Consider the following 21,055-nt stretch of genomic DNA (forward strand, 5'->3'; position numbering starts at 1 on the left):
CTACCAGGATTGCGCCGTCCATCTGAGCCGCGCCGGTGATCATGTTTTTCACATAGTCGGCGTGGCCTGGGCAGTCAACGTGCGCATAGTGGCGGCTTGGGGTGTCGTATTCTACGTGAGAAGTAGAGATGGTGATACCACGCGCTTTTTCTTCTGGCGCGTTATCGATTTGATCGAATGCGCGAGCGTTACCACCGTAGGTTTTAGCCAGTACAGTAGTGATAGCAGCAGTCAGGGTAGTTTTACCGTGGTCAACGTGGCCGATAGTACCAACGTTAACGTGCGGTTTTGTACGTTCAAATTTTTCTTTAGACACGACTCTATTCCTTAATATCGCTCCCTCATCATAGGGGGAGGGAGCTGAATCTAGATATTAAACCCGAAAAACTTATTTAGCTTTACGAGATTCGATAATAGCCTGAGCGACGTTGCTCGGCGCTTCATTGTACTTCAAGAACTCCATTGAGTAAGAAGCACGACCTTGGGTCTGAGAACGCAGGTCAGTAGCATAACCAAACATTTCAGATAATGGTACCTGAGCACGTACGATTTTGCCGGTAGTCATATCTTCCATACCGTCAATCATACCACGGCGGCGGTTTAGGTCACCGATAACGTCACCCATGTAGTCTTCTGGTGTTTCAACTTCAACTTTCATGATAGGCTCCAGCAGAACTGGTTTCGCCTTCATAAAGCCTTCTTTGAAGCCCATAGAACCTGCGATTTTGAACGCCATTTCAGAAGAGTCAACTTCGTGGTAAGAACCATCGAACAGCGCCACTTTGACGTCAACAATCGGATAACCGGCCAGAACACCATTTTTCATTTGTTCCTGAATACCCTTATCTACTGCCGGGATATATTCTTTAGGAACAACGCCACCAACGATTTCGTTAGCGAATTCGTAGCCTACGCCACCTGGTTCCATTGGCTCAATACGCAGCCATACGTGACCAAACTGACCACGACCACCAGACTGACGAACAAATTTACCTTCTTGTTCAACAGTAGAGCGGATGGTTTCACGGTAAGCAACCTGAGGTTTACCAACGTTCGCTTCAACTTTGAATTCACGACGCATACGGTCAACCAAGACATCCAAGTGAAGCTCACCCATACCAGCGATAATCGTCTGACCAGATTCTTCATCGGTAGACACGCGGAATGATGGGTCTTCCTGAGCCAGACGGCCTAAAGCGATACCCATTTTTTCTTGGTCAGCTTTAGTTTTCGGCTCGATAGCAACAGAGATAACTGGCTCTGGGAACTCCATACGCTCCAGAATAATTGGCGCGTTGATATCACACAGCGTATCGCCAGTCGTCACGTCTTTCAGGCCAATCGCAGCGGCGATGTCACCTGCACGAACTTCTTTAATCTCTTCACGTTTATTAGCATGCATCTGAACGATACGGCCAAAACGCTCTTTTTTGTCTTTCACTGGGTTAAGAACGGTATCACCGGAATTAACTACACCAGAGTAGACGCGGAAGAAGGTCAAGTTACCAACGAATGGGTCAGTCGCGATTTTAAACGCCAGCGCTGAGAATGGTTCGTTGTCGTCAGAATGACGTTCTGCCGGCGTATCTTTACCGTCTGGCAGAATACCTTTAATAGACTCAACATCCGTTGGTGCTGGCAGGTACTCAACAACCGCATCCAGCATTGCCTGAACACCTTTGTTCTTAAATGCAGAACCACAGGTAACCAGGATGATTTCGTTAGTCAGAACACGATGACGAAGACCAGCTTTGATCTCTTCTTCAGTCAGTTCTTCACCGCCAAGGTATTTTTCCATCAGCTCTTCTGATGCTTCCGCAGCGGCTTCAATCAAATTGTTACGCCATTCTTCCGCCAGATCCTGCATATCAGCCGGGATATCTTCATAAGTGAAGGTAGTTCCCTGATCTTCATCGTTCCAGTTGATGGCTTTCATTTTCACCAGGTCAACAACACCGGTGAAAGCATCTTCTGCGCCAATGGCTAATTGCAGAGGTACTGGGTTTGCCGCCAAGCGAGTTTTGATCTGCTCAACAACACGTAAGAAATTCGCTCCCATACGGTCCATTTTGTTAACGAACGCGATACGTGGAACTCTATATTTATTTGCCTGACGCCATACGGTTTCGGACTGTGGCTGAACACCACCAACCGCACAATAAACCATTACCGCACCGTCAAGAACACGCATGGAACGTTCTACTTCGATAGTGAAGTCAACGTGCCCTGGGGTGTCGATGATGTTGATACGGTGCGCGTCAAACTGCTTAGCCATACCTGACCAGAAAGCAGTTGTTGCTGCGGAGGTGATGGTAATACCACGCTCCTGCTCCTGTTCCATCCAGTCCATAGTAGCAGCGCCATCATGAACTTCACCGATCTTATGGTTTACACCAGTGTAGAACAGAATACGTTCGGTAGTGGTGGTTTTACCGGCGTCGATGTGTGCACTGATACCGATGTTACGGTAACGTGCAATGGGTGTTGTACGAGCCATTTGATTCCTCTATATCCTAGGACGTTCAATGTAAATCTGGGTGGCAGAACAGCCACCCAGGGCATCATCACTACGATGGGATTACCAACGGTAGTGTGCGAACGCCTTGTTAGCTTCTGCCATACGGTGAACGTCTTCACGTTTCTTAACGGCAGTGCCTTTATTTTCGGCTGCATCAGATAATTCGTTCGCCAGGCGCAGAGCCATAGATTTATCACCGCGTTTACGAGCAGCTTCAACGATCCAGCGCATTGCCAACGCATTGCGACGAACCGGACGAACTTCAACTGGTACCTGATAAGTAGAACCACCAACACGGCGGGACTTAACTTCCACGGTTGGACGCACATTATCCAATGCAAGTTCAAACGCTTCCAGATGTTCTTTACCAGAACGCTGAGCCAGGGTCTCAAGCGCACTATATACAATTGCTTCCGCAGTAGATTTTTTACCATCTACCATCAGGATATTGACAAATTTGGCCAGTAATTCAGATCCGAACTTTGGATCTGGCAGAATTTTACGCTGACCAATTACACGACGACGTGGCATGGAAATACTCCGTTTCGAATTCAGGGTTGTCCAAAACTCTACGAGTTTATTTTGACATTAAAGTAAATAATGTTTGGCCTTACTTAACGGAGAACCATTAAGCTTTTGGCTTCTTCACACCGTACTTAGAACGACCTTGTTTACGGTCTTTAACACCGGAACAGTCCAGTGCGCCGCGAACAGTGTGGTAACGCACGCCTGGCAAGTCTTTAACACGACCGCCACGGATCAAAATTACGGAGTGCTCTTGCAAGTTGTGGCCTTCACCACCGATGTAAGAAGAAACTTCGTAACCGTTAGTCAAACGCACACGACATACTTTACGCAGTGCGGAGTTTGGTTTTTTAGGAGTGGTGGTATATACGCGAGTACATACGCCACGCTTCTGCGGGCAAGCTTCCAGAGCAGGAACGTTGCTTTTTGCAACCTTCATGCTGCGGGGTTTGCGCACCAGCTGGTTAATAGTTGCCATTATTAAAAAAACTCCTGGTTTTTTTGCTTCGTAAACACGGATTAAATCTCTTGTCTGCCCAACGGCAAAACACGAGGACGCGGAATTTTATGGCTGACTCGTCAGGGTGTCAAGAAATATACAGCGTTTTCTCAACTACCAGGCGAATTGTTGATGGTGTTTTACCGTCAGGTTAACAAAGTCAGTATAGTCGATCACTTGCACTTTGTCTGAAACCTGCCCGTTCAATCCCCGCGCCTCGATATCTTCTTTCAGCGCATACAAGGCTGCGCCACAACTGATCAGAGTCGGCAGATAACAATTACCTTCAATTCCTGCCAGTACGCCATCCTGAATAAACAGGATGTCATCACCACGGGCAAGCAGCTTGAATATCGCATTGAAATCACATTGATAAGGCGATCGGCCAACAGTATATAGCATATTATTGTCCTTCCAATAGCTCAGAATGTCAGCACAACATCATAGTCAACCAACTTCTCACGGATTGTTTCTGCGGGTATCACTTCCGTATCCAGAACAAAACGATTGATTGAGCTTAACCCACGCATCGTAAGGTCTTCCTGGCACAAATAACATTCTTCAATATCGTACAAAGGCAACACCTTAAAAGTAGCGATATAGTTTCTGGCAAGGATTCCGTCAGGCTGCTGATTCGGTAATAGTTGGAGTACGCCGTCAGAAATAAAAAACACACCTATCTTTTCTGTTAATGCCGAAGTTGCCAGCAATGCGTCTAAGCCTTCTCTACCCCCTGCGTCACCATGAGGCGCTTTAGTGAAGACAAAAGCAATTTTTTTCATTTTTGCCTCTCAAAATTGCACCACACGGTCACAAGTCAACATAGCCTCAGCCAGTGTTCCCAATCCACTTAATTCAAACCCTTCAGCCAAGTTCGCTACCGGTAAATTCAACTCATTCGCCTGCTGAACATCAAGAACACCACGGCGCAGGGCAGCGGCAATACAAATATGCATGCTAAACCGGTGCTCCTTTGCCATCACTTGCCATGCAGTAACCAAGTTAAACTCATCACCGGCTGGAGCAGTCAACTGATTGCCGTTATAAACCCCTTCCCGATAAAAAAATACGGTATTAAGTTTATGTCCCATCGTAATCAAGGCTTGCGCGAATTGGTAAGCGCTGCTGGCTTGTTGGGCGCCATATGCAGGCCCCGTCACCAGCAGACAATAAGACAGTGAAGACATTACCGCTCAGGCCCTAAACATTCACCATTTTTAAACTGACGAATATAGAGATAAACAGTATGTTTAGAAATATTTAAACGCTCTGCAACCTGATTGATTGCATCTTTAATATCAAAAATGCCTTTCTCATAGAGATTTAGAACCACCTGCCTATTCTTGGCATTATTGGAGACACTGCGATCAATATTGACTTCTTCGATAGTATATTCCAGCGTTTGCGCGACCAAATCATCCACGGATGAGGCAAAATTTACATTTGGTGCGACATCATGTGTTTCCTCTGGAATAAACGTCTGAATAATTTCAGAGAAAGGAACATCAAGATTCATATTAATGCACAGGAGGCCGATCACTCGGCGATTCCGATTGCGGATAGCGATCGTGACTGATTTCATCAATGAACCGCTTTTCGCCCGGGTGAAATAGGCTTTGGATGCACTACAATCTTCGTCTGTAATGTCATGCAACATGCGCAACGCAAGATCAGTGATAGGTGAACCTATTTTACGACCTGTATGTTCTCCGTTAGCTATTCTGACGGCTGAACATTTAAGATCTTCCAATGAGTGAAGGACAATCTCGCAATGCCCACCAATCAGCATAGCCAAGCCATCAACTGCGGCTTCATAAGATTTTAAAATTTCGTGGTCCGTTTCAGTAAACGGTTGGTTTTCCAGTAAATCGACATCACTGATATCACCAGATAATAACGGGTTAGACATTCAATACACCATCCTTCAAACGCAGACAATAACGTCTTGCTAAAAACACAACGTGATAAACCTATAAAAATTTCTTGTGAAAACTCAATTGTTGCAGCTTAACAGAGATCCTAATCAAAGATCTTTGCATTCACATGAAATATTGACGTTAAAACCACATGACATCATCGTCAAGCCATTGCAGCTCAGACATTTGGTCTCTATCACAGCTTTCAGCAATAAAAAACCGTTGACAGAATCTCTACCAACGGTTTTATCCGTATTGATCAAAGATATTTAGCTGACAGATTACTTAGCTTTGGTATCCGCTTTAATATCCAACAACTCAATATCAAATACTAATGTGGAATTTGCAGGAATACCCGGCAGATCCGCTTTACCATAGGCCAGCTCTGGTGGAATAACCAGTTTAATTTTTCCACCTTTTTTCACATTCTGTAAACCTTCTGTCCAACCTGGAATAACGCCATCTAGGCGAATAGAAAGCGGCTCATTACGCTTATAGGAACTATCGAACTCTTTACCATCAATCAATGCTCCCCGGTAGTTCACAACTATCGTGTCGCTTGCCACAGGTTTCTTACCACTGCCGTCCTTCTCTATTTTATACAAAAGGCCGGTTTTGCTCTTAACGACGCCTTTTTCCTTAGCAAATTCTTCACGATATTTAGCGCCTTTAGCTTCATTTTCGCGAGCTTCTTTTTCCATCTTAGCTTCAGCGGCAGACTTCACTTTTCCTTCAAATGCACGCAGCGTATTTTCAATTTCGCTGTCAGTCAGTTTGCTTTTGTTATTAAAAGCATCCTGCACACCCGATAACAATTGATCTTTATCCAATGGGATACCCAGAGATTTCTGTTCTTTCAGGGTGTTTTGCATATAACGCCCTAAAGATGCACCCAGAGCATAAGCATTTTGCTGATCTTCTGTTTTAAATGCGCTGTTCAATTCTGTGCTACTCTGACTATCCGCTTTAGCCGCCAACACCTGAGGGGCGCTGAAAGCCATCGCTAATGTGGTAGCAAGCAGGGTAACTTTAAACAATGATTTCATCTGTTTCTCCAATAGCTTTGGGGGATTTTACCGTCAGCAAAAGTTATGCAATCAAGCCACTATAACTGCCTACAGGAGCACAACACAATATTTGTTGAACACAATGTTTGTTGAACATAATGTTTATTGAACACAATATTTGCTGTTTTAGTGCCCTAAGCTTATTAGGACAACATAAATGGCAAGAGGTTTCATAATAACCGCATTTCACAGAATATTCTGGGCATAGTAGGCTACTCTTAATTAATATGGGACATTTAACACTGGCAATACAGGGCCTGAAATGGGAGGAGATCATGGATCTGTCAGAATTTGAGCAACGGCTTGAACATTTGGAAAGTCGAATTGCCTTTCAAGACATAACTATCGAAGAATTAAATCAGGTAGTGACTGAGCAGCAAATGGAGATCGCCAGATTAAAAGAGCATTTGCGGTTGATGACAGAACGATTAAAAGCCACTCAACCCTCAATGGTCGCTTCACCATCAGAGGAGACGCCTCCGCCTCATTACTAGAAAAACATTAAATTACAATAAATCAGGGCAAGCATCGAAACTGAATACTCCGAACTTGCCCCGCTTTTTTAAATATTAAAAATGTACCATCCGCTTTAGCTTATCAGTGGCAACTGCCGCCACCGCAGCATCCGTGCCCTTCATCATGATGGTGGTGATGACCGTCGTCATGACCATGACCACCACAGCAACCGCCCTCGCCATGCTCGTGACCATGAGCGCCATGAACATGACCATGAGCCAATTCTTCTTCAGTCGCTTCACGAATGGCAATGACTTCAACATTGAATTTCAGGTTCTGACCAGCCAGCATATGGTTGCCATCAACCACAACATGCTCATCTTCAACCGCTGTAATTTCTACAGGCACTGGCCCCATATCAGTATCAGCCAGGAAACGCATGCCAACTTCCAGCTCATCAACACCAACAAAGACATCTTTTGGCACACGCTGAACCAGATTGTCATCATACTGACCATAGGCGTCATCAGCCTGTACGCTAACATCAAAACTCTCACCAGCCTCACGGCCTTCTAGCGCCTTTTCCAAACCGCTAATCAATGAACCACGGCCATGCAGATAGTCCAACGGCGCACTCGCCGGTGACTCATCAACTAAAACACCATCTTCTGTTCTTACTTGATAAGCCAGGCTGACTACCAAGTCTTTTGCTACTTTCATGACATCTCCTACCCGTGGGTCTAAAAATTTTTACCGATTGTAGCGGAATTTTCAGTCTCTGTACTCACTCGCGCTAATATTCACATAATTATTGTGGGGTAAAAATACCAATAACCTGCTCTTGCTTTCTGACATGAGAGGTCACTTTCTCATCAGTCTGGCGTTGTTGGTAACCACAATGGACACATTCCACCACATCTACCTGATCTTCTTGCCACATTGCTAGTGTGTCCTGAGAGTGACATTCTGGGCAGACAGCACCAGCAATAAATCTTTTACGACTTACTGACATGATTCGCTCCGCTATTATTCATGTATTCATGCTCATTCCAACCATCCGGTTGGCGGCGTTCATTGAGCATTTCCCGTTCGAACAGCTCTTCCAGTTCCCGCCGCGCCTCTTTTATACGAGATATGTGAGCGACATCACCCTGTAGCTGCGGCATAAGTTCTCTCAGCATCCGCATATCTAACCGCTGGAAATGTTGTTTTGCGCGATTAGCTTTATGCGGATGCATTCCTAATTCAACTAAGGTTTTACGCCCCAGTTCCAGGGCACTGGAAAAAGTTTCACGGGTGAAATTTGTCACTCCATTTTGCAACAATTCGTGCGCTTCCAAGCGTCCTCTGGCCCGCGCCATGATATGCAGATTCGGGAAATGTTTCTGGCATAAATGAACGATCATCATGGTATCTTCCGGCTCATTACAAGTGATGACTATCGCTTTGGCTTTATCCGCACCCGCCGAACGTAGCAACTCCAATTCAGCCGCATCACCATAATAAACTTTATAGCCATAACGCCGCATAGTACTCACAGCGCTGACATCGCGCTCTAACACCGTTACACGGATTTTATTCACCATCAGAAGACGACCGATTACTTGTCCGAACCGGCCAAAGCCCACTAAAATCACCTGCGGATCATCATTTTCCACAAAGGGCTGTTCATCAGTCTCCTCTTGGGCATTAAAACGGCGTGCCAGAATAGCATCTATCAATTGCATGACAAGCGGCGTTGTCATCATCGATATTGTCACCACGACCAGCAGCAAAGCCATCTGCCCGCTGTTAAGCACATTCTGGCTCAGCGCGGCGGAAAACAGAACAAAGGCGAATTCTCCCCCCTGACTGAGTACGCCGGAAAATTGCAGACAGGATGAACCCCGTAAGCCAGCGCTCATTGCGATAAGATAAAGAACAATGCCTTTCACAATCACCAAAACCAGCACACCAAGTAACACTTCGGGCAAATGTATCAGTAACACCCCCAAATTCAGCGACATACCGACCGAAATAAAAAACAGCCCCAACAGTAATCCTTTGAACGGTTCTATGGATATTTCCAGTTCATGGCGATATTCACTATCTGCCAATAATACTCCGGCGATAAAGGTTCCCAGCGCCATAGAAAAACCGAGCGCCTCCATAAACAACGCCGAACTGAGTACCACCAGTAACGCCGCCGCCGTAAATAACTCACTAACTCCAGCTCTAACAACCAAACGAAACAGAGGACGTAACAGATAACGGCCACCGAGCAACATGCCAGCAAAAGCAGCAATTTTTAATGCTATTCGATACCAGTCGCCGGATGCCGTTCCGCCGGCCAACAGCGGAATCAACGCCAAAGCCGGAATTACCGCCATATCTTGAAATAGCAAAACTGAGAAACCAAGCTGCCCGCCTTCATTGCGGTTCATCCCCTTCTCTTTCATGAGTTGCAGGGCCATTGCCGTTGAGGACATCGCCATACCGATACCACCAATAACCGCTGCTTGCCATGAAAAATCAGTCAGATAAAGCAGCACGGCCAGCACACTCGCCGTGAAAATAACTTGAGCCGCACCGACACCAAAAATAGATCGCCTGAGTTGCCAGAGTTTAGCCGGATTAAGTTCAAGCCCGATGATAAACATCAGGAAAACAATCCCCAACTCAGAGAAATGAAGAATATCATCAACATCCCTGATAAAGCTCAGCCCCCACGGCCCCAGGACAATCCCCGCCAACAAATAACCTAATACGGCTCCAATCTTGCATTTCTGTGCGATTGGCACTGCCACAACGGCAGCAAATAAAAACAATACACCGGCGCTCAATTGCGCTGAATGCTCCATAACTTATAGCCCTCCTAGTGACAATGGCGATTTGAGCCATTCACGATAATCATTAGCATGGATGGCGAGAAGTTCAGGTTTTTGGCGACGTGCCCAATAAATAATAATCGGTGATAACCAATGCATACGGCACATCGCCGCGGTGAGTTCAAAAGGACGAAGGATCTCTTCCATTGGATAGAGATTATACCCATCGGCCCGGAAAGTGCTTTCCGGTTCCCCTGTAGTAATCACTGAACGCCAATATTTTCCCTGTAATGCCAATCCGGTAATACCACTGGCAACCCCCCGAGTCAGTACACGATCCATCCACTCCTTTAATAAAGCGGGACAACTGTAGGTGTACAGTGGGTGTTGAAAAACAATCACCTGATGTTCTCGAAGCAGTTGTTGCTCATAATGAACATCAATAAAAAAATCTGGATAAGCTCCATATAAGTCGTGAACTGTGACATGCTCTAAACCCTGCACAGGTTGTAACAAAACACGATTTGCTACTGAATCCTGTGGCTCAGGATGGGCATACAGCAGCAGGACTTTAGGCGGCTGTAACATCGTTCCCTCCTCAAGAACGTGTCAGGACACGTATTTTCCGTTAACATGCATACAAAGTTATAAAATAAGACGCTTATTATCTGTTACTGCTAATTTAACATATTTTATACAAACGATACTTATGATTGTTTTCTCTTCATTACAAATTCGTCGCGGAACCCGTGTCTTGCTGGATAATGCCGGCGCCACTATTAATCCCGGACAGAAAGTGGGTCTGGTAGGGAAAAATGGCTGTGGCAAATCTACCCTACTTGCATTATTAAAAAATGAACTTCAGGCTGAGGCAGGAACATTCACTTTTCCCAGTAACTGGGCGCTGTCTTGGGTGAATCAAGAAACGCCCGCCCTAGAAATACCTGCTCTGGAGTATGTTATTGATGGTGATCGTGAATTCCGCCAACTGGAACAACAACTGCGGATAGCCAATGAAAAAAACGACGGCAATCTGATTGCTCACCTGCATAGTCAACTGGACACAGTTCAAGCCTGGACAATCCGTTCAAGAGCATCAAGTTTGTTGCACGGCTTAGGTTTCTCTCAGGAGCAACTTGATCAACCGGTACGTGCCTTTTCCGGTGGATGGCGTATGCGCCTCAATCTAGCTCAAGCACTACTCTGCCGTTCTGATTTGCTGTTGCTTGATGAACCAACTAACCATCTTGATCTGGATGCAGTTATCTGGTTGGAAAAATGGCTGAAAAGCTACCCCGGAACATTAATCCTTATCTCCCATGATCGGGATTTTCTCGACCCTATTGCCGATAAGATCCTCCATATAGAGCAACAATCTCTATTTGAGTACAGCGGCAACTACTCATCTTTCGAACGCCAACGCGCGACCAAGCTAGCGCAACAACAGGCCCTTTATAAAAGTCAGCAAGAGAAAGTCGCCCATCTGCAAAGTTATATTGACCGTTTCCGAGCCAAAGCCAGCAAAGCTAAACAGGCTCAGAGCCGTATCAAGATGTTAGAGCGGATGGAATTGATCGCCCCTGCCCACGTTGATAACCCATTTCATTTCAGTTTCCGTAAACCGGAGAGTCTGCCCAACCCACTCCTGAAAATGGAAAAAGTCAGCGCAGGCTATGGCGAACGGACTGTTTTAAACTCCATCAAACTGAATCTGGTTCCCGGCTCTCGCATTGGTCTGCTTGGCCGTAATGGTGCGGGGAAATCCACGTTGATTAAACTGTTAGCTGGAGAACTGCAATCTCAGAGTGGAACCGTAGAATTAGCTAAAGGGATCAAACTGGGGTATTTCGCCCAGCATCAACTGGAATATTTGCGTGCTGATGAATCACCATTACAGCATTTAGTCCGCATTGCGCCACAGGAAACAGAACAACAACTCAGAGATTATCTGGGGGGTTTTGGTTTCAAAGGCGAGCAAGTGACTGACCCAAGTGGACGTTTCTCCGGGGGAGAAAAAGCGCGTTTGGTTTTGGCATTAATGGTCTGGCAACGCCCTAACCTTCTGTTGCTTGATGAACCAACGAACCATCTCGACTTGGATATGCGTCAAGCACTGACAGAAGCTTTGATCGACTTTGACGGTGCATTGGTTGTAGTTTCCCATGACCGACATCTATTACGTTCAACAACAGATGAATTGTATTTGGTTCACGATGGTCAGGTAGAATCGTTCAATGGCGACTTAGAAGATTATCAACAATGGCTGACAGATCAACAACGTCAACAAAATCAGCAATTACGTGAAAACAACGATAAGGAAAAAGAGTCATCCAGCCAAAGCGCTCAGGAAAGAAAAGATCAAAAACGGCGTCAAGCTGACTTCCGTAACCAAACGCAACCATTGCGCAAACAGCTTGCTGATCTGGAAAAACAGATGGAGAAACTGGGTAACGAACTGGTCGCACTAGAGAATCAACTTTCAGACAGCGCTATCTATGATAACAGCCGTAAAACCGAATTGACTGAATATCTGCAAAAGCAGAATCAGACCAAATCAAAATTGGAAGAAATTGAATTATCATGGATGGAAATTCAGGAACAACTTGAAAAAATGACACAAGAGTTTGAAGGATAAATGATTTCATAAATTATCATTCAATAAAAATAGAGCGGAGAAAATAATCCGCTTTATTTTTCGATAATAGTCATATTATTTCATTTAAAATAGCAATAGATAAATCCAACCATAATACCCCATATATATTTCATCTTTATCCACAATAATATCACCACACAATTTCAATATAATCACCCCTATATAAATAACAGCTATCTTTCTGATTCACATATTATCGATTAATGAAGAGAATAATTCCGCTTCACTTACCAACTCATAATCGATAACAGGACTCCATAAGATACCAAAGTCAATCTCCATATCAGTTTTCAACACCTCTAATGAATCCAGATATTGTGATGGAATTGAGCGAATAACTTTTTCCGGCACTAAAGAAAAACCATTGCGTTTAATGATCAACTCAATCATGACCATAATATCATTAGTTCTTAACATTAAATTCATATTATTATTATAAATAGAAAATGTATTAATACCATCGGTAAAATCAAACGATATATTACTCTCACCAGTATCAACAAGGTTATATAATGATACTATTTCCTTATTTAACTCAGCAAAATTCTGATTCCAATCACTGCCTTTTTTAAAAAGATAAACGAGTTTTTCAGTAAAAATCTTCCTTGGCATAAGTGATGAAGTTAACGGTAAAGGAACAATAGCGATATGTAATAGACCTGAGTTTAATAGATTCATTTGCTGCTCAAATGTCAGCCCCGTCATTAGCACAAGCACCACCTTTTCCTTACTACCTAGAAAAAGCCGCTCTTCCATTTTCCCGGAATCATAAATAGGAAAACAAGAGCTAACATAGAGGTAATGTGGAGAATCATATTGCAAATCATGATTCACCTGAGTCTGAAACTGCTCAAAATGACTCAATAACTTCTGAGCATTCTCAAAGGTCTTTTGCCCAAAATCAGTCAATCTAGTACCATTCGGCCCTCTGGAAAACAAAGAAGCCCCGAACTCTTCTTCCAGCGCATTAATTTTCTTAGTCAGCCCAGGTTGTGAAATATGTAGTATTTGAGAAGCCTGATGATAATTAAGTGTTTCAGCCAACACGATAAAAGCTTTGAGATTACGTATATCCATATCTCCACCATTCGGGTTTATCTTTCAAACTTTGCTTGCGTTATTATTTCAACAATAGCCTAAATATTTTAGACTTAACTGAAATTAATTAAACAGAGATTAAACAACAATTATAAGATGATCAATTAATTTATTATAAAAATGTTGACAAAATTTTATTTTTACCATAATTCCTTTCTACTCCCTGAGGTAAATGACTAAATAATCCATCTAAATTAAACGCTTTAAAATATAATGAATTTTACGCTTTTTAGGTGTTTTACCTATAGCAATCCCTATACATCCTGTGACATACATTCGCTACTACACAAGGTAGATAAATTTATCTGGTGAATATCATTATGAAAACATCGCTATTAGCCTTAATTTTTAAATAACACAGGCAAAATCAGCGATAATATGGAGGTATTTATTATCTATAAATGATGATATATCATAAAATACGCAATTATAGATAAATCATTATTTGATTCTTATTTTTTCGATAAACAATAATAAAATGGCATCGTATAAAAATACTCCTATATAGCCAAACTAATATTAATCACACAGTTTAATATCTTTTACATAGGTATTAGGAGATTTCCATGATATTCTTTTACATACTAAGTAGCTCTCACTTTTTAATTTATAATCCACATAGAAAGATATGGGAAAACTTAGAAAAAGCGCGACAATAGCTATCGAAAAGAAATATTTAACACAATTATCATGATGCTTTGGATAATGACCAGTCACAGTAAAGAAAATAATAAGGAATGTAGCATAAGAGATCAAAGGAAAAGAAAAGAATATTATAAAAACACTACCTGAGAATGTTATTTTTTCATTCATTCTAACTAAAGAAATTAAATTTTCTCCTGTCAAAAAGAAAGCGAATAACATCAAAATAAAAATAGCAAGAGCGCCGAGGATCTGTATAACCTTTTTTTTAGTTTCCATAATCACCCCAATCATTAAGAGATTAATTAGAATCAAAATAAACAATATCAATCACACAGTTTAATATCTTTTACATATTTATTCGGTGACATCCAAGATATCTTTTGGCATATCAAGTAATTCTCACTCCTCAGTTTATAATGCACATAAAAAGATACAGGAAAACTCAAAAAAAATGCAACAATAGCTATCATACCAAGATATTTAACATAAATATCATGATATCTCGGGATACGCGTTGTTAAATTTAAATAAATAGAACAAATCAAGAAATAAAAAACCAACGGGAAGAAAAAAAACGCAATTATTATACTGTTGGAAAAAGAGATTACCTCAGCCATTGTAATCAATGAAAATAGACCATCAACAGAAGCAAACATACCCAGAAATACCAGAAACAATACAAAAATCGCCAAAATAATATGTATTATTCTCCTTTTTTTATCCATAACCCTATCACTCATATCAATCACATAGCTTCATATCTTTCACATAAGTATTCGGAGACATCCAAGATATTCTTGGACATACCAAATAGTTATCACTTTTTAACTTATAATGCACATACAAAGATGTAGGGAAACCTAAAAAAAATGAAATAATAGCTATCGTCCCAAAACAGTTAACAAAACCATCATGATGCTTTGGATAATGACCACTTATAGTAACAAAAACTATAAAAAATATAGCATAAGAAACCAAAGGAAAAGAAAAAAAATATTATAACAACACCACCCGAGAATGTTATTTTCTCACTCATTCTAACTAAAGAAACCAAATTTTCTCCGGTTGAAAAAAAAGCAAATAAAGCTAAAAGAAAAATAGCAAGAGCAGCGATGACATGTATAATCTTTCTTTTATTTCCCATAACTCCCCCAGTTATTAAGGAATTGATTGAAATCAAATACAACCATATCAATCACATAGCGCCATATCTTTCACATAGGTATTAGGCGACATCCAAGATATTCTTGGGCATACCAAATAGTTATCACTTTTCAGTTTATAATTCACATAGAAAGATATGGGAAAACTTAAAAAAAGTGAAATAATGGCTATCGAACCAAAGTATTTTATGAAACTATCATGGTATTTTGGGCAACGGTTTGTTATATTAGAAAAAATAATAGAAACCATACAATACGAAATCAAAGGAGAAAAGAAAAATATCATAAAAACACTACTTGAGAATGTTATTTTCTCATCCATCTTAACTAAAGAAACCAAATTTTCCCCTGTCAAAAATAACCCTAATGATACTAAAATAAAAGTAGCAGCAGCAACGATGATATGTATAGCCTTTTTTTTATTTCCCATAACTCCCCCAGTTATTAAAAATCAAACACAAAAATATCAATCACATAACTTCATATCTTTCACATAGGTATTAGGCGACATCCAAGAGATTCTTGGACATACCAAATAGTCATCACTTTTTAATTTATAATGCACATACAAAGATGTAGGGAAACCTAAAAAAAATGAAATAATAGCTATCGTCCCAAAACAGTTAACAAAACCATCATGATGCTTTGGATAACGGCCAGTTATATTAACAAAAATAATAAAAAAAACATAATAAAAAACCAAGGGAGAAGAAAAAAATATCATAAAAACACTGCCTGAAAATATTATTTTTTCATCCATTTTAATTAAAGAATTTAAATTTTCACCTGTCAAAAAAGAAGTGAATGACGTTAGAATGAGAAAAAAAAGAGCGCAGATGATATGTATAGCCTTTTTTTTATTTCCCATAACTCCCCCAGTTATTAAGAAATTGATTGAAATTAGCTTCTGGAATTCTTGGTTTCCTCTCCATTTCTTTTCTAATTAAATTAATAACAGTTTCGCTAATTTTAAATCTTTTATCTATAATATCAAGTGCATATGTCATACCAAAACCTACAATAAATACAACAAAAGCCACACCAACTACACTGGCACCAGCAATAGATGTAGCTATCATTATAGACCCAAAAGTCCAAGCAACACAGGCTATTATTACTGTCTTAGCCAGATCTACCGCAATATTACCTAGAAAATCAGCCAGTGTGTATTCATCCTTAAACATAAGCTCAACCGTTCGATAAGCCGCGGAAAAGAATATACTAAACTTCATTCCTTTAACTATGCCGCTATTTAGTCCTTTCTGCCCAATCCCCATAGATATCACCTTCATATTAGAAGCTTTGTATCTTGAAGCAGTGATGATCTTTCTAACTCCCGCATAACCTGATATTTTAATATATCTGTTTCCATCTTTACCCACATACTCTGTGGCTTTAATTCCTAATGTTTTAAACTCACCTATAACATTAAAGAGATCAAAAGAATCATGTATGTTACCTGCATAAGGTGATATGGGATCGGTAATCTCAAATATCTTCTTTATAAATGGACTTTTTGGCTTCGGCGAATCAAGCTCCTCCAGAACATCTTTCGCTTCATCTAACGATAGCAGCGCAATATAGGTTGTATTCTCTCTTAACTGCTTTTCGAGACCAATGGCATCAAAGAATTCATGCTGAGGTTTTAATTGGTTAACCCCAACCTGACCTCTCAGGAAATCCCCCATATAGCCCTCTGGCGAGGGGTTGTATTTTTTATATGTCATTGTGAAACCCTTTTAATATTCTTACTGCCTATCCCAATAAGACTATTGGGATAGGCACTTTAAAATCAAAAATCATCACATCAGTGTTTAACCGCCGGAGCTTCCATTTCCAATTTGAGTGAAAGGACGCGGCCATCTGAAGTCTTCATATCAATCGCACTGGCTTGAGTTGACAATAATAGCTGGAAACACTGCATCATCATCATTGCCAGTTTTTCCTCTGGGATTAACGGACTATTCATTAATACGTCGGTGAGCTGTTGTAATAACTGTTGTCTATCTCTATCGTTCATACGGCTAATCCCATTAACAATTAAAGGTTCAAATACCGCACTATATTACATAAGAAATAGACATGTCGACCATATAATAGCAAAAAATTAAACAACCGTAGAATACCAACAGTTAAGTTCCTGTATAGCAATACAAAAATAACAGCTGATGTTTAAGCGTGAAAGTAATAAATACATCATCGAACAAAGAATTTTTTATTCTTTATCACTGCTTCTATCCTTTAAGAAAAAAACCAACATTGAACTCTTAATTTCTTTATATTTTAGTGGTAAGGTCGTACCTTGACAGCCTAAACATATCGTTCTAGGTAAATTAAATAAAGAATTTGCATGGTAATCGCTTATGTCACATATAATCTATTTATCGTTAAATGGTAAGAAGCAAGGTTTAATTTCTGCCGGTTGTTCAACGCTAGACTCTATAGGGAACCGATATCAAAATGGGCACGAAGATCAAATACAAATATTGAGTTTAAAGCACTCGATAACTCGCCAACAACATGTCGATCATCACCCTATACAATTTCTCAAACCAATAGATAAATCATCCCCGTTGTTAGCCTCCGCAATATCTTCAAACGAGCTAATCAATGCGATTTTCTTCTTTTACAGAACAAATCTGGCTGGACAATTAGAACTTTTCTATGAGGTCAAATTAACAGAAGCGAGTATTACTGATATTGCTTGCGTTTACCCGCACTCAATAAATGATCATGAAGTGATGCCGTACGAAAAAGTCTTTCTCAAATATAGATCCATATCCTGGAATCACATAACCGCCGGCACATCTGCTTACAGTATATGGGATGATAGAGTTTATTGAAAATAAACCGAGTTAGGCATGTATATTTATATATGCTTAACTCTTTCTAATACGCAAAAAAACAAAAATGGTAACAACAACAATACCTAATAATGTCAATCGACCCCACATATCAGGAAAACAACCGGCGGCCATAGCCGACCAAGCTATAATCACTATAAAAGGGATTGTGTTCCATAAAAGATCTTTAATCCATATAAAAAAAAGATCCTTGAACCATGCCTTACTAAAAATCCTTCTTTTTTCATTCATATTAATATCCTAATTCATCATTTCAACAAATACAGAAATTATATCATCTTTCCCGATTTATAGCCCTTTTTGCTCTACACCCCATAAAATGCATTCACAAAGTTATCACTTTTATCGAAACATTGACCAAATTTGCTCTTTATGACAAAGAAGAGTAAATAACTATTTATCACTTCAAGAATATTCCATCAGGAAAACAATATGAAAATCAATCTCAACAGTATGGTCACTGAAAGCCGCAATCCCGTCAGTGCCAATATTGATACTTTGCCGACCCTTGAAATGCTAAAACTGATTAACGATGAAGATAAAAAGGTCGCACTGGCTGTAGAGCAAACTTTGCCGAAAATCGCTGAAATCGTAAATAAAATTGCCGAAGCATTTCGTCAGGGAGGTCGTTTAATTTATATCGGCGCCGGGACATCGGGCCGATTAGGGATTTTGGATGCCAGTGAGTGTCCGCCTACTTATGGCGCCAAACCGGAACAAGTGGTTGGATTAATTGCTGGCGGGCATCAGGCCATCCTAAGCGCCGTTGAAAATGCAGAAGATAACCAACAACTGGGCGTAAATGATCTTCAAGCGCTAAACTTTAATGCAAAAGATGTATTGGTTGGTATTGCCGCCAGCGGCCGTACACCTTATGTCTTGGGTGCAATGGCGTATGCGAAATCCGTTGGCGCCACCGTCGCCTGCATTAGCTGTAACCCGGAAAGCCCGATGACACAAGCAGCCGATATCGCCATTACACCGATAGTGGGGCCGGAAATTGTCACAGGTTCATCACGTATGAAAGCCGGTACCGCACAAAAGCTAATTCTGAATATGCTGACCACCGGCGCCATGATTCGTACAGGCAAAGTTTATAGCAACCTGATGGTGGACGTAGAAGCGACGAATGCCAAGCTGGTTGAAAGGCAGAAAAATATCGTTATCGCCGCCACAGAATGCAATCGTGAACAAGCAGAGCAGGCATTAACTGAATGTGATGGGCATTGTAAAACCGCCATTGTGATGATTCTGGCTGGCGTCAATGCTCAACAAGCAAAAGCTTTGCTGGAAAAACATCACGGTTTTATTCGACCGACGATCTCAGCCGTTCGGTAACGATTTCCCTGCTGAGAAGGAGTAAGCAAGATGGCTCAAATTAATCAGACAATCATTGCCCAGATCCTTAAAGCTATCGGCAATGCGGATAATGTGGCCCAATGCGGCAACTGTATGACCCGTCTGCGATTGACATTGCGTGATAATACTCTGGTGGATAAAACCGCGTTAAAACAGATCCCCAATGTGTTAGGTATTATTGAAAGCGATGATCAGTTTCAGATTGTGCTTGGGCCGGGAAAAGCCCAAGCAGCGGCTGAAATAATGAATGAATTGCTAAATTCTTCTCCTCCTACAGAACAATCGAAACCGAGCGGCACTGATTTAACCAATATTGCTTCTGCGAATAAAAAGCAACTTAAAGAGAAACAGGTGAGTGCGGTACACAAATTCCTGACCAAGTTCGCGACCATTTTTACGCCATTGATCCCCGGTTTTATTGCCGTTGGTTTGCTTCTCGGTTTTGCCACTTTACTTGAACAGATAGCCATTCAAGGCGTTAAACACCCTAATACTGTTTTAGTTGAAATCATCGGCTATATGAAAGTTTTCAGTAAAGGCATGTTCAGCTTTCTGAGTATTCTGATCGGTTATAACGCGCAAAAAGCGTTTGGCGGTTCGGGAATAAATGGCGCCATTATTGCCGCGCTGTTTGTACTCAGTTATAACCCAGACGCCACCAGCGGTTTCTATTCCGGTATTTCCACTTTCTTTGGTTATGGCATCGATCCACGCGGCAATATTATCGGCGTTCTTATCGCCGCTATTCTGGGAGCATGGGTAGAACGGCAGGTTCGTAAGATTATTCCAGATAATCTGGATATGATCCTAACTTCGGCTATTACGCTGCTAATCGTGGGAGCAATCACCTTTATTATTATCATGCCATTGGGGAGTTATCTGTTTAGCGGCATGTCATGGTTATTCCTTCACCTTAACGGTAATCCTTTTGGTACGGCGATATTGGCCGGGCTATTTTTACTCGCGGTTATGTTTGGTGTTCATCAAGGGTTTGTTCCGGTCTATTTCGCACTGATGGACGCACAAGGCTTTAATTCTCTGTTCCCAATCCTGGCAATGGCAGGCGGCGGACAGGTTGGTGCAGCATTGGCGCTGTACATCAAGGCGAAAAAAGACTCTCTGCTACGCACGCAGATAAAAGGCGCCATTATTCCAGGCTTTCTCGGCATCGGCGAACCCTTGATTTATGGCGTCACACTCCCACGGATTAAACCTTTTATCACCGCCTGTTTGGGCGGTGCCGCCGGAGGTTTCTTTATCGGTTTGGTAGCTTATTTAGGATTACCTGTCGGGCTGAATACGGTTTTTGGTCCATCTGGATTGGTAGCACTGCCACTGATGACCTCAAACAGCGGTATTTTTGTCGGAATGGCTGTGTATGCCGCCGGACTGGTGGTTGCTTATATCAGCGGCTTTATAATGACTTTGCTATTTGGCAGTAAAAATGTCGATTTAACCTGATGATAGTGAATGACTCCCTTC

Annotated in this window: 26 protein-coding genes and 1 pseudogene; 5 read left to right on the plus strand and 22 right to left on the minus strand. The window is 41.6% G+C overall.

Features of this window, described 5'->3' with window-relative positions:
- The 9 genes from EAE92_RS16890 to fkpA all read right to left on the minus strand — a co-directional run.
- Positions 1 to 316, minus strand: a 316-nt coding sequence (locus EAE92_RS16890) for a GTP-binding protein (protein WP_246545385.1), incomplete at its 3' end; no start/stop codon positions are given.
- Between the two features lie 72 nt (positions 317 to 388).
- The gene (fusA, locus tag EAE92_RS16895) at positions 389 to 2,497 is read right to left on the minus strand and encodes an elongation factor G (RefSeq protein WP_036813535.1); all 2,109 of its coding nucleotides are present in this window, start codon (positions 2,495 to 2,497) and stop codon (positions 389 to 391) included.
- An 81-nt stretch (positions 2,498 to 2,578) separates the two neighbouring features.
- Positions 2,579 to 3,049, minus strand: coding sequence for a 30S ribosomal protein S7 (gene rpsG / locus EAE92_RS16900; protein WP_011144816.1), 471 nt, complete (start codon positions 3,047 to 3,049; stop codon positions 2,579 to 2,581).
- A 97-nt stretch (positions 3,050 to 3,146) separates the two neighbouring features.
- Positions 3,147 to 3,521, minus strand: coding sequence for a 30S ribosomal protein S12 (gene rpsL / locus EAE92_RS16905; RefSeq protein WP_011144815.1), 375 nt, complete (start codon positions 3,519 to 3,521; stop codon positions 3,147 to 3,149).
- Positions 3,522 to 3,656: 135 nt separating this feature from the next.
- Positions 3,657 to 3,944, minus strand: coding sequence for a sulfurtransferase complex subunit TusB (gene tusB, locus EAE92_RS16910; RefSeq protein WP_214068927.1), 288 nt, complete (start codon positions 3,942 to 3,944; stop codon positions 3,657 to 3,659).
- A 20-nt stretch (positions 3,945 to 3,964) separates the two neighbouring features.
- Positions 3,965 to 4,324, minus strand: coding sequence for a sulfurtransferase complex subunit TusC (gene tusC / locus EAE92_RS16915; protein WP_036813530.1), 360 nt, complete (start codon positions 4,322 to 4,324; stop codon positions 3,965 to 3,967).
- A gap of 9 nt (positions 4,325 to 4,333) precedes the next feature.
- Positions 4,334 to 4,729, minus strand: coding sequence for a sulfurtransferase complex subunit TusD (tusD, locus tag EAE92_RS16920; protein WP_214068928.1), 396 nt, complete (start codon positions 4,727 to 4,729; stop codon positions 4,334 to 4,336).
- Positions 4,729 to 5,451, minus strand: a complete 723-nt coding sequence (locus tag EAE92_RS16925; RefSeq protein WP_036779966.1) for a helix-turn-helix transcriptional regulator — start codon at positions 5,449 to 5,451, stop codon at positions 4,729 to 4,731. The genes tusD and EAE92_RS16925 overlap by 1 nt, the downstream gene beginning before the upstream one ends.
- A 288-nt stretch (positions 5,452 to 5,739) precedes the next feature.
- Positions 5,740 to 6,504, minus strand: coding sequence for an FKBP-type peptidyl-prolyl cis-trans isomerase (gene fkpA / locus EAE92_RS16930; RefSeq protein WP_214068929.1), 765 nt, complete (start codon positions 6,502 to 6,504; stop codon positions 5,740 to 5,742).
- A gap of 296 nt (positions 6,505 to 6,800) precedes the next feature.
- Here fkpA and EAE92_RS16935 point away from each other — a divergent pair, with 296 nt between their 5' ends.
- Positions 6,801 to 7,019, plus strand: a complete 219-nt coding sequence (locus tag EAE92_RS16935; RefSeq protein ID WP_040149003.1) for a protein SlyX — start codon at positions 6,801 to 6,803, stop codon at positions 7,017 to 7,019.
- A gap of 103 nt (positions 7,020 to 7,122) precedes the next feature.
- On the opposite strand, the gene slyD is transcribed toward EAE92_RS16935, so the two are convergent.
- The 4 genes from slyD to kefG form a co-directional block, all read right to left on the minus strand.
- Entirely contained in the window at positions 7,123 to 7,701 is a 579-nt protein-coding gene (gene slyD, locus EAE92_RS16940) for a peptidylprolyl isomerase (RefSeq protein WP_036779972.1), read from the minus strand.
- An 88-nt stretch (positions 7,702 to 7,789) separates the two neighbouring features.
- Positions 7,790 to 7,993 (minus strand): YheV family putative zinc ribbon protein, encoded by a 204-nt coding sequence (locus EAE92_RS16945; RefSeq protein WP_214068930.1) that lies wholly within the window; start codon positions 7,991 to 7,993, stop codon positions 7,790 to 7,792.
- A complete protein-coding gene (kefB, locus tag EAE92_RS16950) occupies positions 7,977 to 9,821 on the minus strand; it encodes a glutathione-regulated potassium-efflux system protein KefB (protein WP_214068931.1) in 1,845 nt (614 codons plus the stop codon). Before kefB ends, EAE92_RS16945 begins: the two co-directional genes overlap by 17 nt.
- A 3-nt stretch (positions 9,822 to 9,824) precedes the next feature.
- Positions 9,825 to 10,376: a glutathione-regulated potassium-efflux system ancillary protein KefG gene (gene kefG / locus EAE92_RS16955; RefSeq protein ID WP_214068932.1), complete on the minus strand. Its 552-nt coding sequence runs from the start codon at positions 10,374 to 10,376 to the stop codon at positions 9,825 to 9,827.
- Between the two features lie 121 nt (positions 10,377 to 10,497).
- On the opposite strand from kefG, the gene EAE92_RS16960 reads away from it, so the two are divergent.
- Positions 10,498 to 12,423, plus strand: a complete 1,926-nt coding sequence (locus EAE92_RS16960; RefSeq protein ID WP_214068933.1) for an ABC transporter ATP-binding protein — start codon at positions 10,498 to 10,500, stop codon at positions 12,421 to 12,423.
- Between the two features lie 207 nt (positions 12,424 to 12,630).
- On the opposite strand, the gene EAE92_RS16965 is transcribed toward EAE92_RS16960, so the two are convergent.
- The 8 genes and pseudogenes from EAE92_RS16965 to EAE92_RS17000 form a co-directional block, all read right to left on the minus strand.
- Positions 12,631 to 13,521, minus strand: a complete 891-nt coding sequence (locus EAE92_RS16965; RefSeq protein WP_214068934.1) for a LysR family transcriptional regulator — start codon at positions 13,519 to 13,521, stop codon at positions 12,631 to 12,633.
- 540 nt (positions 13,522 to 14,061) lie between these two features.
- Positions 14,062 to 14,463 carry a DUF1240 domain-containing protein gene (locus tag EAE92_RS16970; protein ID WP_214068935.1) on the minus strand — a complete coding sequence of 134 codons (402 nt, stop codon included), beginning with the start codon at positions 14,461 to 14,463 and terminating at the stop codon, positions 14,062 to 14,064.
- A 47-nt stretch (positions 14,464 to 14,510) separates the two neighbouring features.
- Positions 14,511 to 14,927 carry a DUF1240 domain-containing protein gene (locus EAE92_RS16975; protein ID WP_246545266.1) on the minus strand — a complete coding sequence of 139 codons (417 nt, stop codon included), beginning with the start codon at positions 14,925 to 14,927 and terminating at the stop codon, positions 14,511 to 14,513.
- A 1-nt stretch (position 14,928) separates the two neighbouring features.
- Positions 14,929 to 15,331: pseudogene (locus tag EAE92_RS16980) on the minus strand (DUF1240 domain-containing protein).
- 47 nt (positions 15,332 to 15,378) lie between these two features.
- Positions 15,379 to 15,780 carry a DUF1240 domain-containing protein gene (locus EAE92_RS16985; RefSeq protein ID WP_214068936.1) on the minus strand — a complete coding sequence of 134 codons (402 nt, stop codon included), beginning with the start codon at positions 15,778 to 15,780 and terminating at the stop codon, positions 15,379 to 15,381.
- Positions 15,781 to 15,816: 36 nt separating this feature from the next.
- Positions 15,817 to 16,218 (minus strand): DUF1240 domain-containing protein, encoded by a 402-nt coding sequence (locus EAE92_RS16990; protein ID WP_113026440.1) that lies wholly within the window; start codon positions 16,216 to 16,218, stop codon positions 15,817 to 15,819.
- Complete coding sequence (locus tag EAE92_RS16995; protein ID WP_246545267.1) at positions 16,208 to 17,077, minus strand: hypothetical protein; 870 nt, start codon at positions 17,075 to 17,077, stop codon at positions 16,208 to 16,210. The genes EAE92_RS16990 and EAE92_RS16995 overlap by 11 nt, the downstream gene beginning before the upstream one ends.
- Positions 17,078 to 17,157: 80 nt before the next feature.
- Positions 17,158 to 17,370, minus strand: coding sequence for a hypothetical protein (locus tag EAE92_RS17000; RefSeq protein WP_036780271.1), 213 nt, complete (start codon positions 17,368 to 17,370; stop codon positions 17,158 to 17,160).
- A 343-nt stretch (positions 17,371 to 17,713) separates the two neighbouring features.
- On the opposite strand from EAE92_RS17000, the gene EAE92_RS17005 reads away from it, so the two are divergent.
- Positions 17,714 to 18,193: an Hcp family type VI secretion system effector gene (locus EAE92_RS17005; protein ID WP_036813498.1), complete on the plus strand. Its 480-nt coding sequence runs from the start codon at positions 17,714 to 17,716 to the stop codon at positions 18,191 to 18,193.
- Positions 18,194 to 18,229: 36 nt separating this feature from the next.
- Here the strand turns inward: EAE92_RS17005 and EAE92_RS17010 are convergent, their stop codons facing one another.
- Positions 18,230 to 18,445 (minus strand): hypothetical protein, encoded by a 216-nt coding sequence (locus EAE92_RS17010; protein ID WP_040149012.1) that lies wholly within the window; start codon positions 18,443 to 18,445, stop codon positions 18,230 to 18,232.
- Between the two features lie 201 nt (positions 18,446 to 18,646).
- Here EAE92_RS17010 and murQ point away from each other — a divergent pair, with 201 nt between their 5' ends.
- Together murQ and murP are read left to right on the plus strand one after the other, a co-directional pair.
- A complete protein-coding gene (gene murQ, locus EAE92_RS17015) occupies positions 18,647 to 19,552 on the plus strand; it encodes an N-acetylmuramic acid 6-phosphate etherase (protein ID WP_214068937.1) in 906 nt (301 codons plus the stop codon).
- 30 nt (positions 19,553 to 19,582) lie between these two features.
- Positions 19,583 to 21,034 carry a PTS N-acetylmuramic acid transporter subunit IIBC gene (murP, locus tag EAE92_RS17020; RefSeq protein ID WP_214068938.1) on the plus strand — a complete coding sequence of 484 codons (1,452 nt, stop codon included), beginning with the start codon at positions 19,583 to 19,585 and terminating at the stop codon, positions 21,032 to 21,034.
- Positions 21,035 to 21,055 lie beyond the last annotated feature (21 nt).

Origin of the sequence: Photorhabdus hainanensis (genome assembly GCF_018448965.1) — a bacterium.
Taxonomy (GTDB): domain Bacteria; phylum Pseudomonadota; class Gammaproteobacteria; order Enterobacterales; family Enterobacteriaceae; genus Photorhabdus; species Photorhabdus akhurstii.

Coding starts and splice junctions, on each gene's coding strand:
- EAE92_RS16985 (WP_214068936.1), bottom strand. CDS start 15,780: ATGGGAAATAAAAAAAAGGCTATACATATCATCGTTGCTGCTGCTACT.
- rpsL (WP_011144815.1), bottom strand. CDS start 3,521: ATGGCAACTATTAACCAGCTGGTGCGCAAACCCCGCAGCATGAAGGTT.
- tusC (WP_036813530.1), bottom strand. CDS start 4,324: ATGAAAAAAATTGCTTTTGTCTTCACTAAAGCGCCTCATGGTGACGCA.
- fkpA (WP_214068929.1), bottom strand. CDS start 6,504: ATGAAATCATTGTTTAAAGTTACCCTGCTTGCTACCACATTAGCGATG.
- murP (WP_214068938.1), top strand. CDS start 19,583: ATGGCTCAAATTAATCAGACAATCATTGCCCAGATCCTTAAAGCTATC.
- EAE92_RS17005 (WP_036813498.1), top strand. CDS start 17,714: ATGTCACATATAATCTATTTATCGTTAAATGGTAAGAAGCAAGGTTTA.
- EAE92_RS16945 (WP_214068930.1), bottom strand. CDS start 7,993: ATGTCAGTAAGTCGTAAAAGATTTATTGCTGGTGCTGTCTGCCCAGAA.
- slyD (WP_036779972.1), bottom strand. CDS start 7,701: ATGAAAGTAGCAAAAGACTTGGTAGTCAGCCTGGCTTATCAAGTAAGA.
- rpsG (WP_011144816.1), bottom strand. CDS start 3,049: ATGCCACGTCGTCGTGTAATTGGTCAGCGTAAAATTCTGCCAGATCCA.
- EAE92_RS16965 (WP_214068934.1), bottom strand. CDS start 13,521: ATGGATATACGTAATCTCAAAGCTTTTATCGTGTTGGCTGAAACACTT.
- EAE92_RS16935 (WP_040149003.1), top strand. CDS start 6,801: ATGGATCTGTCAGAATTTGAGCAACGGCTTGAACATTTGGAAAGTCGA.
- tusB (WP_214068927.1), bottom strand. CDS start 3,944: ATGCTATATACTGTTGGCCGATCGCCTTATCAATGTGATTTCAATGCG.
- kefG (WP_214068932.1), bottom strand. CDS start 10,376: ATGTTACAGCCGCCTAAAGTCCTGCTGCTGTATGCCCATCCTGAGCCA.
- EAE92_RS16990 (WP_113026440.1), bottom strand. CDS start 16,218: ATGGGAAATAAAAAAAAGGCTATACATATCATCTGCGCTCTTTTTTTT.
- EAE92_RS17000 (WP_036780271.1), bottom strand. CDS start 17,370: ATGAACGATAGAGATAGACAACAGTTATTACAACAGCTCACCGACGTA.
- fusA (WP_036813535.1), bottom strand. CDS start 2,497: ATGGCTCGTACAACACCCATTGCACGTTACCGTAACATCGGTATCAGT.
- tusD (WP_214068928.1), bottom strand. CDS start 4,729: ATGTCTTCACTGTCTTATTGTCTGCTGGTGACGGGGCCTGCATATGGC.
- EAE92_RS16995 (WP_246545267.1), bottom strand. CDS start 17,077: ATGACATATAAAAAATACAACCCCTCGCCAGAGGGCTATATGGGGGAT.
- EAE92_RS16970 (WP_214068935.1), bottom strand. CDS start 14,463: ATGGAAACTAAAAAAAAGGTTATACAGATCCTCGGCGCTCTTGCTATT.
- EAE92_RS17010 (WP_040149012.1), bottom strand. CDS start 18,445: ATGAATGAAAAAAGAAGGATTTTTAGTAAGGCATGGTTCAAGGATCTT.
- kefB (WP_214068931.1), bottom strand. CDS start 9,821: ATGGAGCATTCAGCGCAATTGAGCGCCGGTGTATTGTTTTTATTTGCT.
- murQ (WP_214068937.1), top strand. CDS start 18,647: ATGAAAATCAATCTCAACAGTATGGTCACTGAAAGCCGCAATCCCGTC.
- EAE92_RS16925 (WP_036779966.1), bottom strand. CDS start 5,451: ATGTCTAACCCGTTATTATCTGGTGATATCAGTGATGTCGATTTACTG.
- EAE92_RS16975 (WP_246545266.1), bottom strand. CDS start 14,927: ATGAGTGATAGGGTTATGGATAAAAAAAGGAGAATAATACATATTATT.
- EAE92_RS16960 (WP_214068933.1), top strand. CDS start 10,498: ATGATTGTTTTCTCTTCATTACAAATTCGTCGCGGAACCCGTGTCTTG.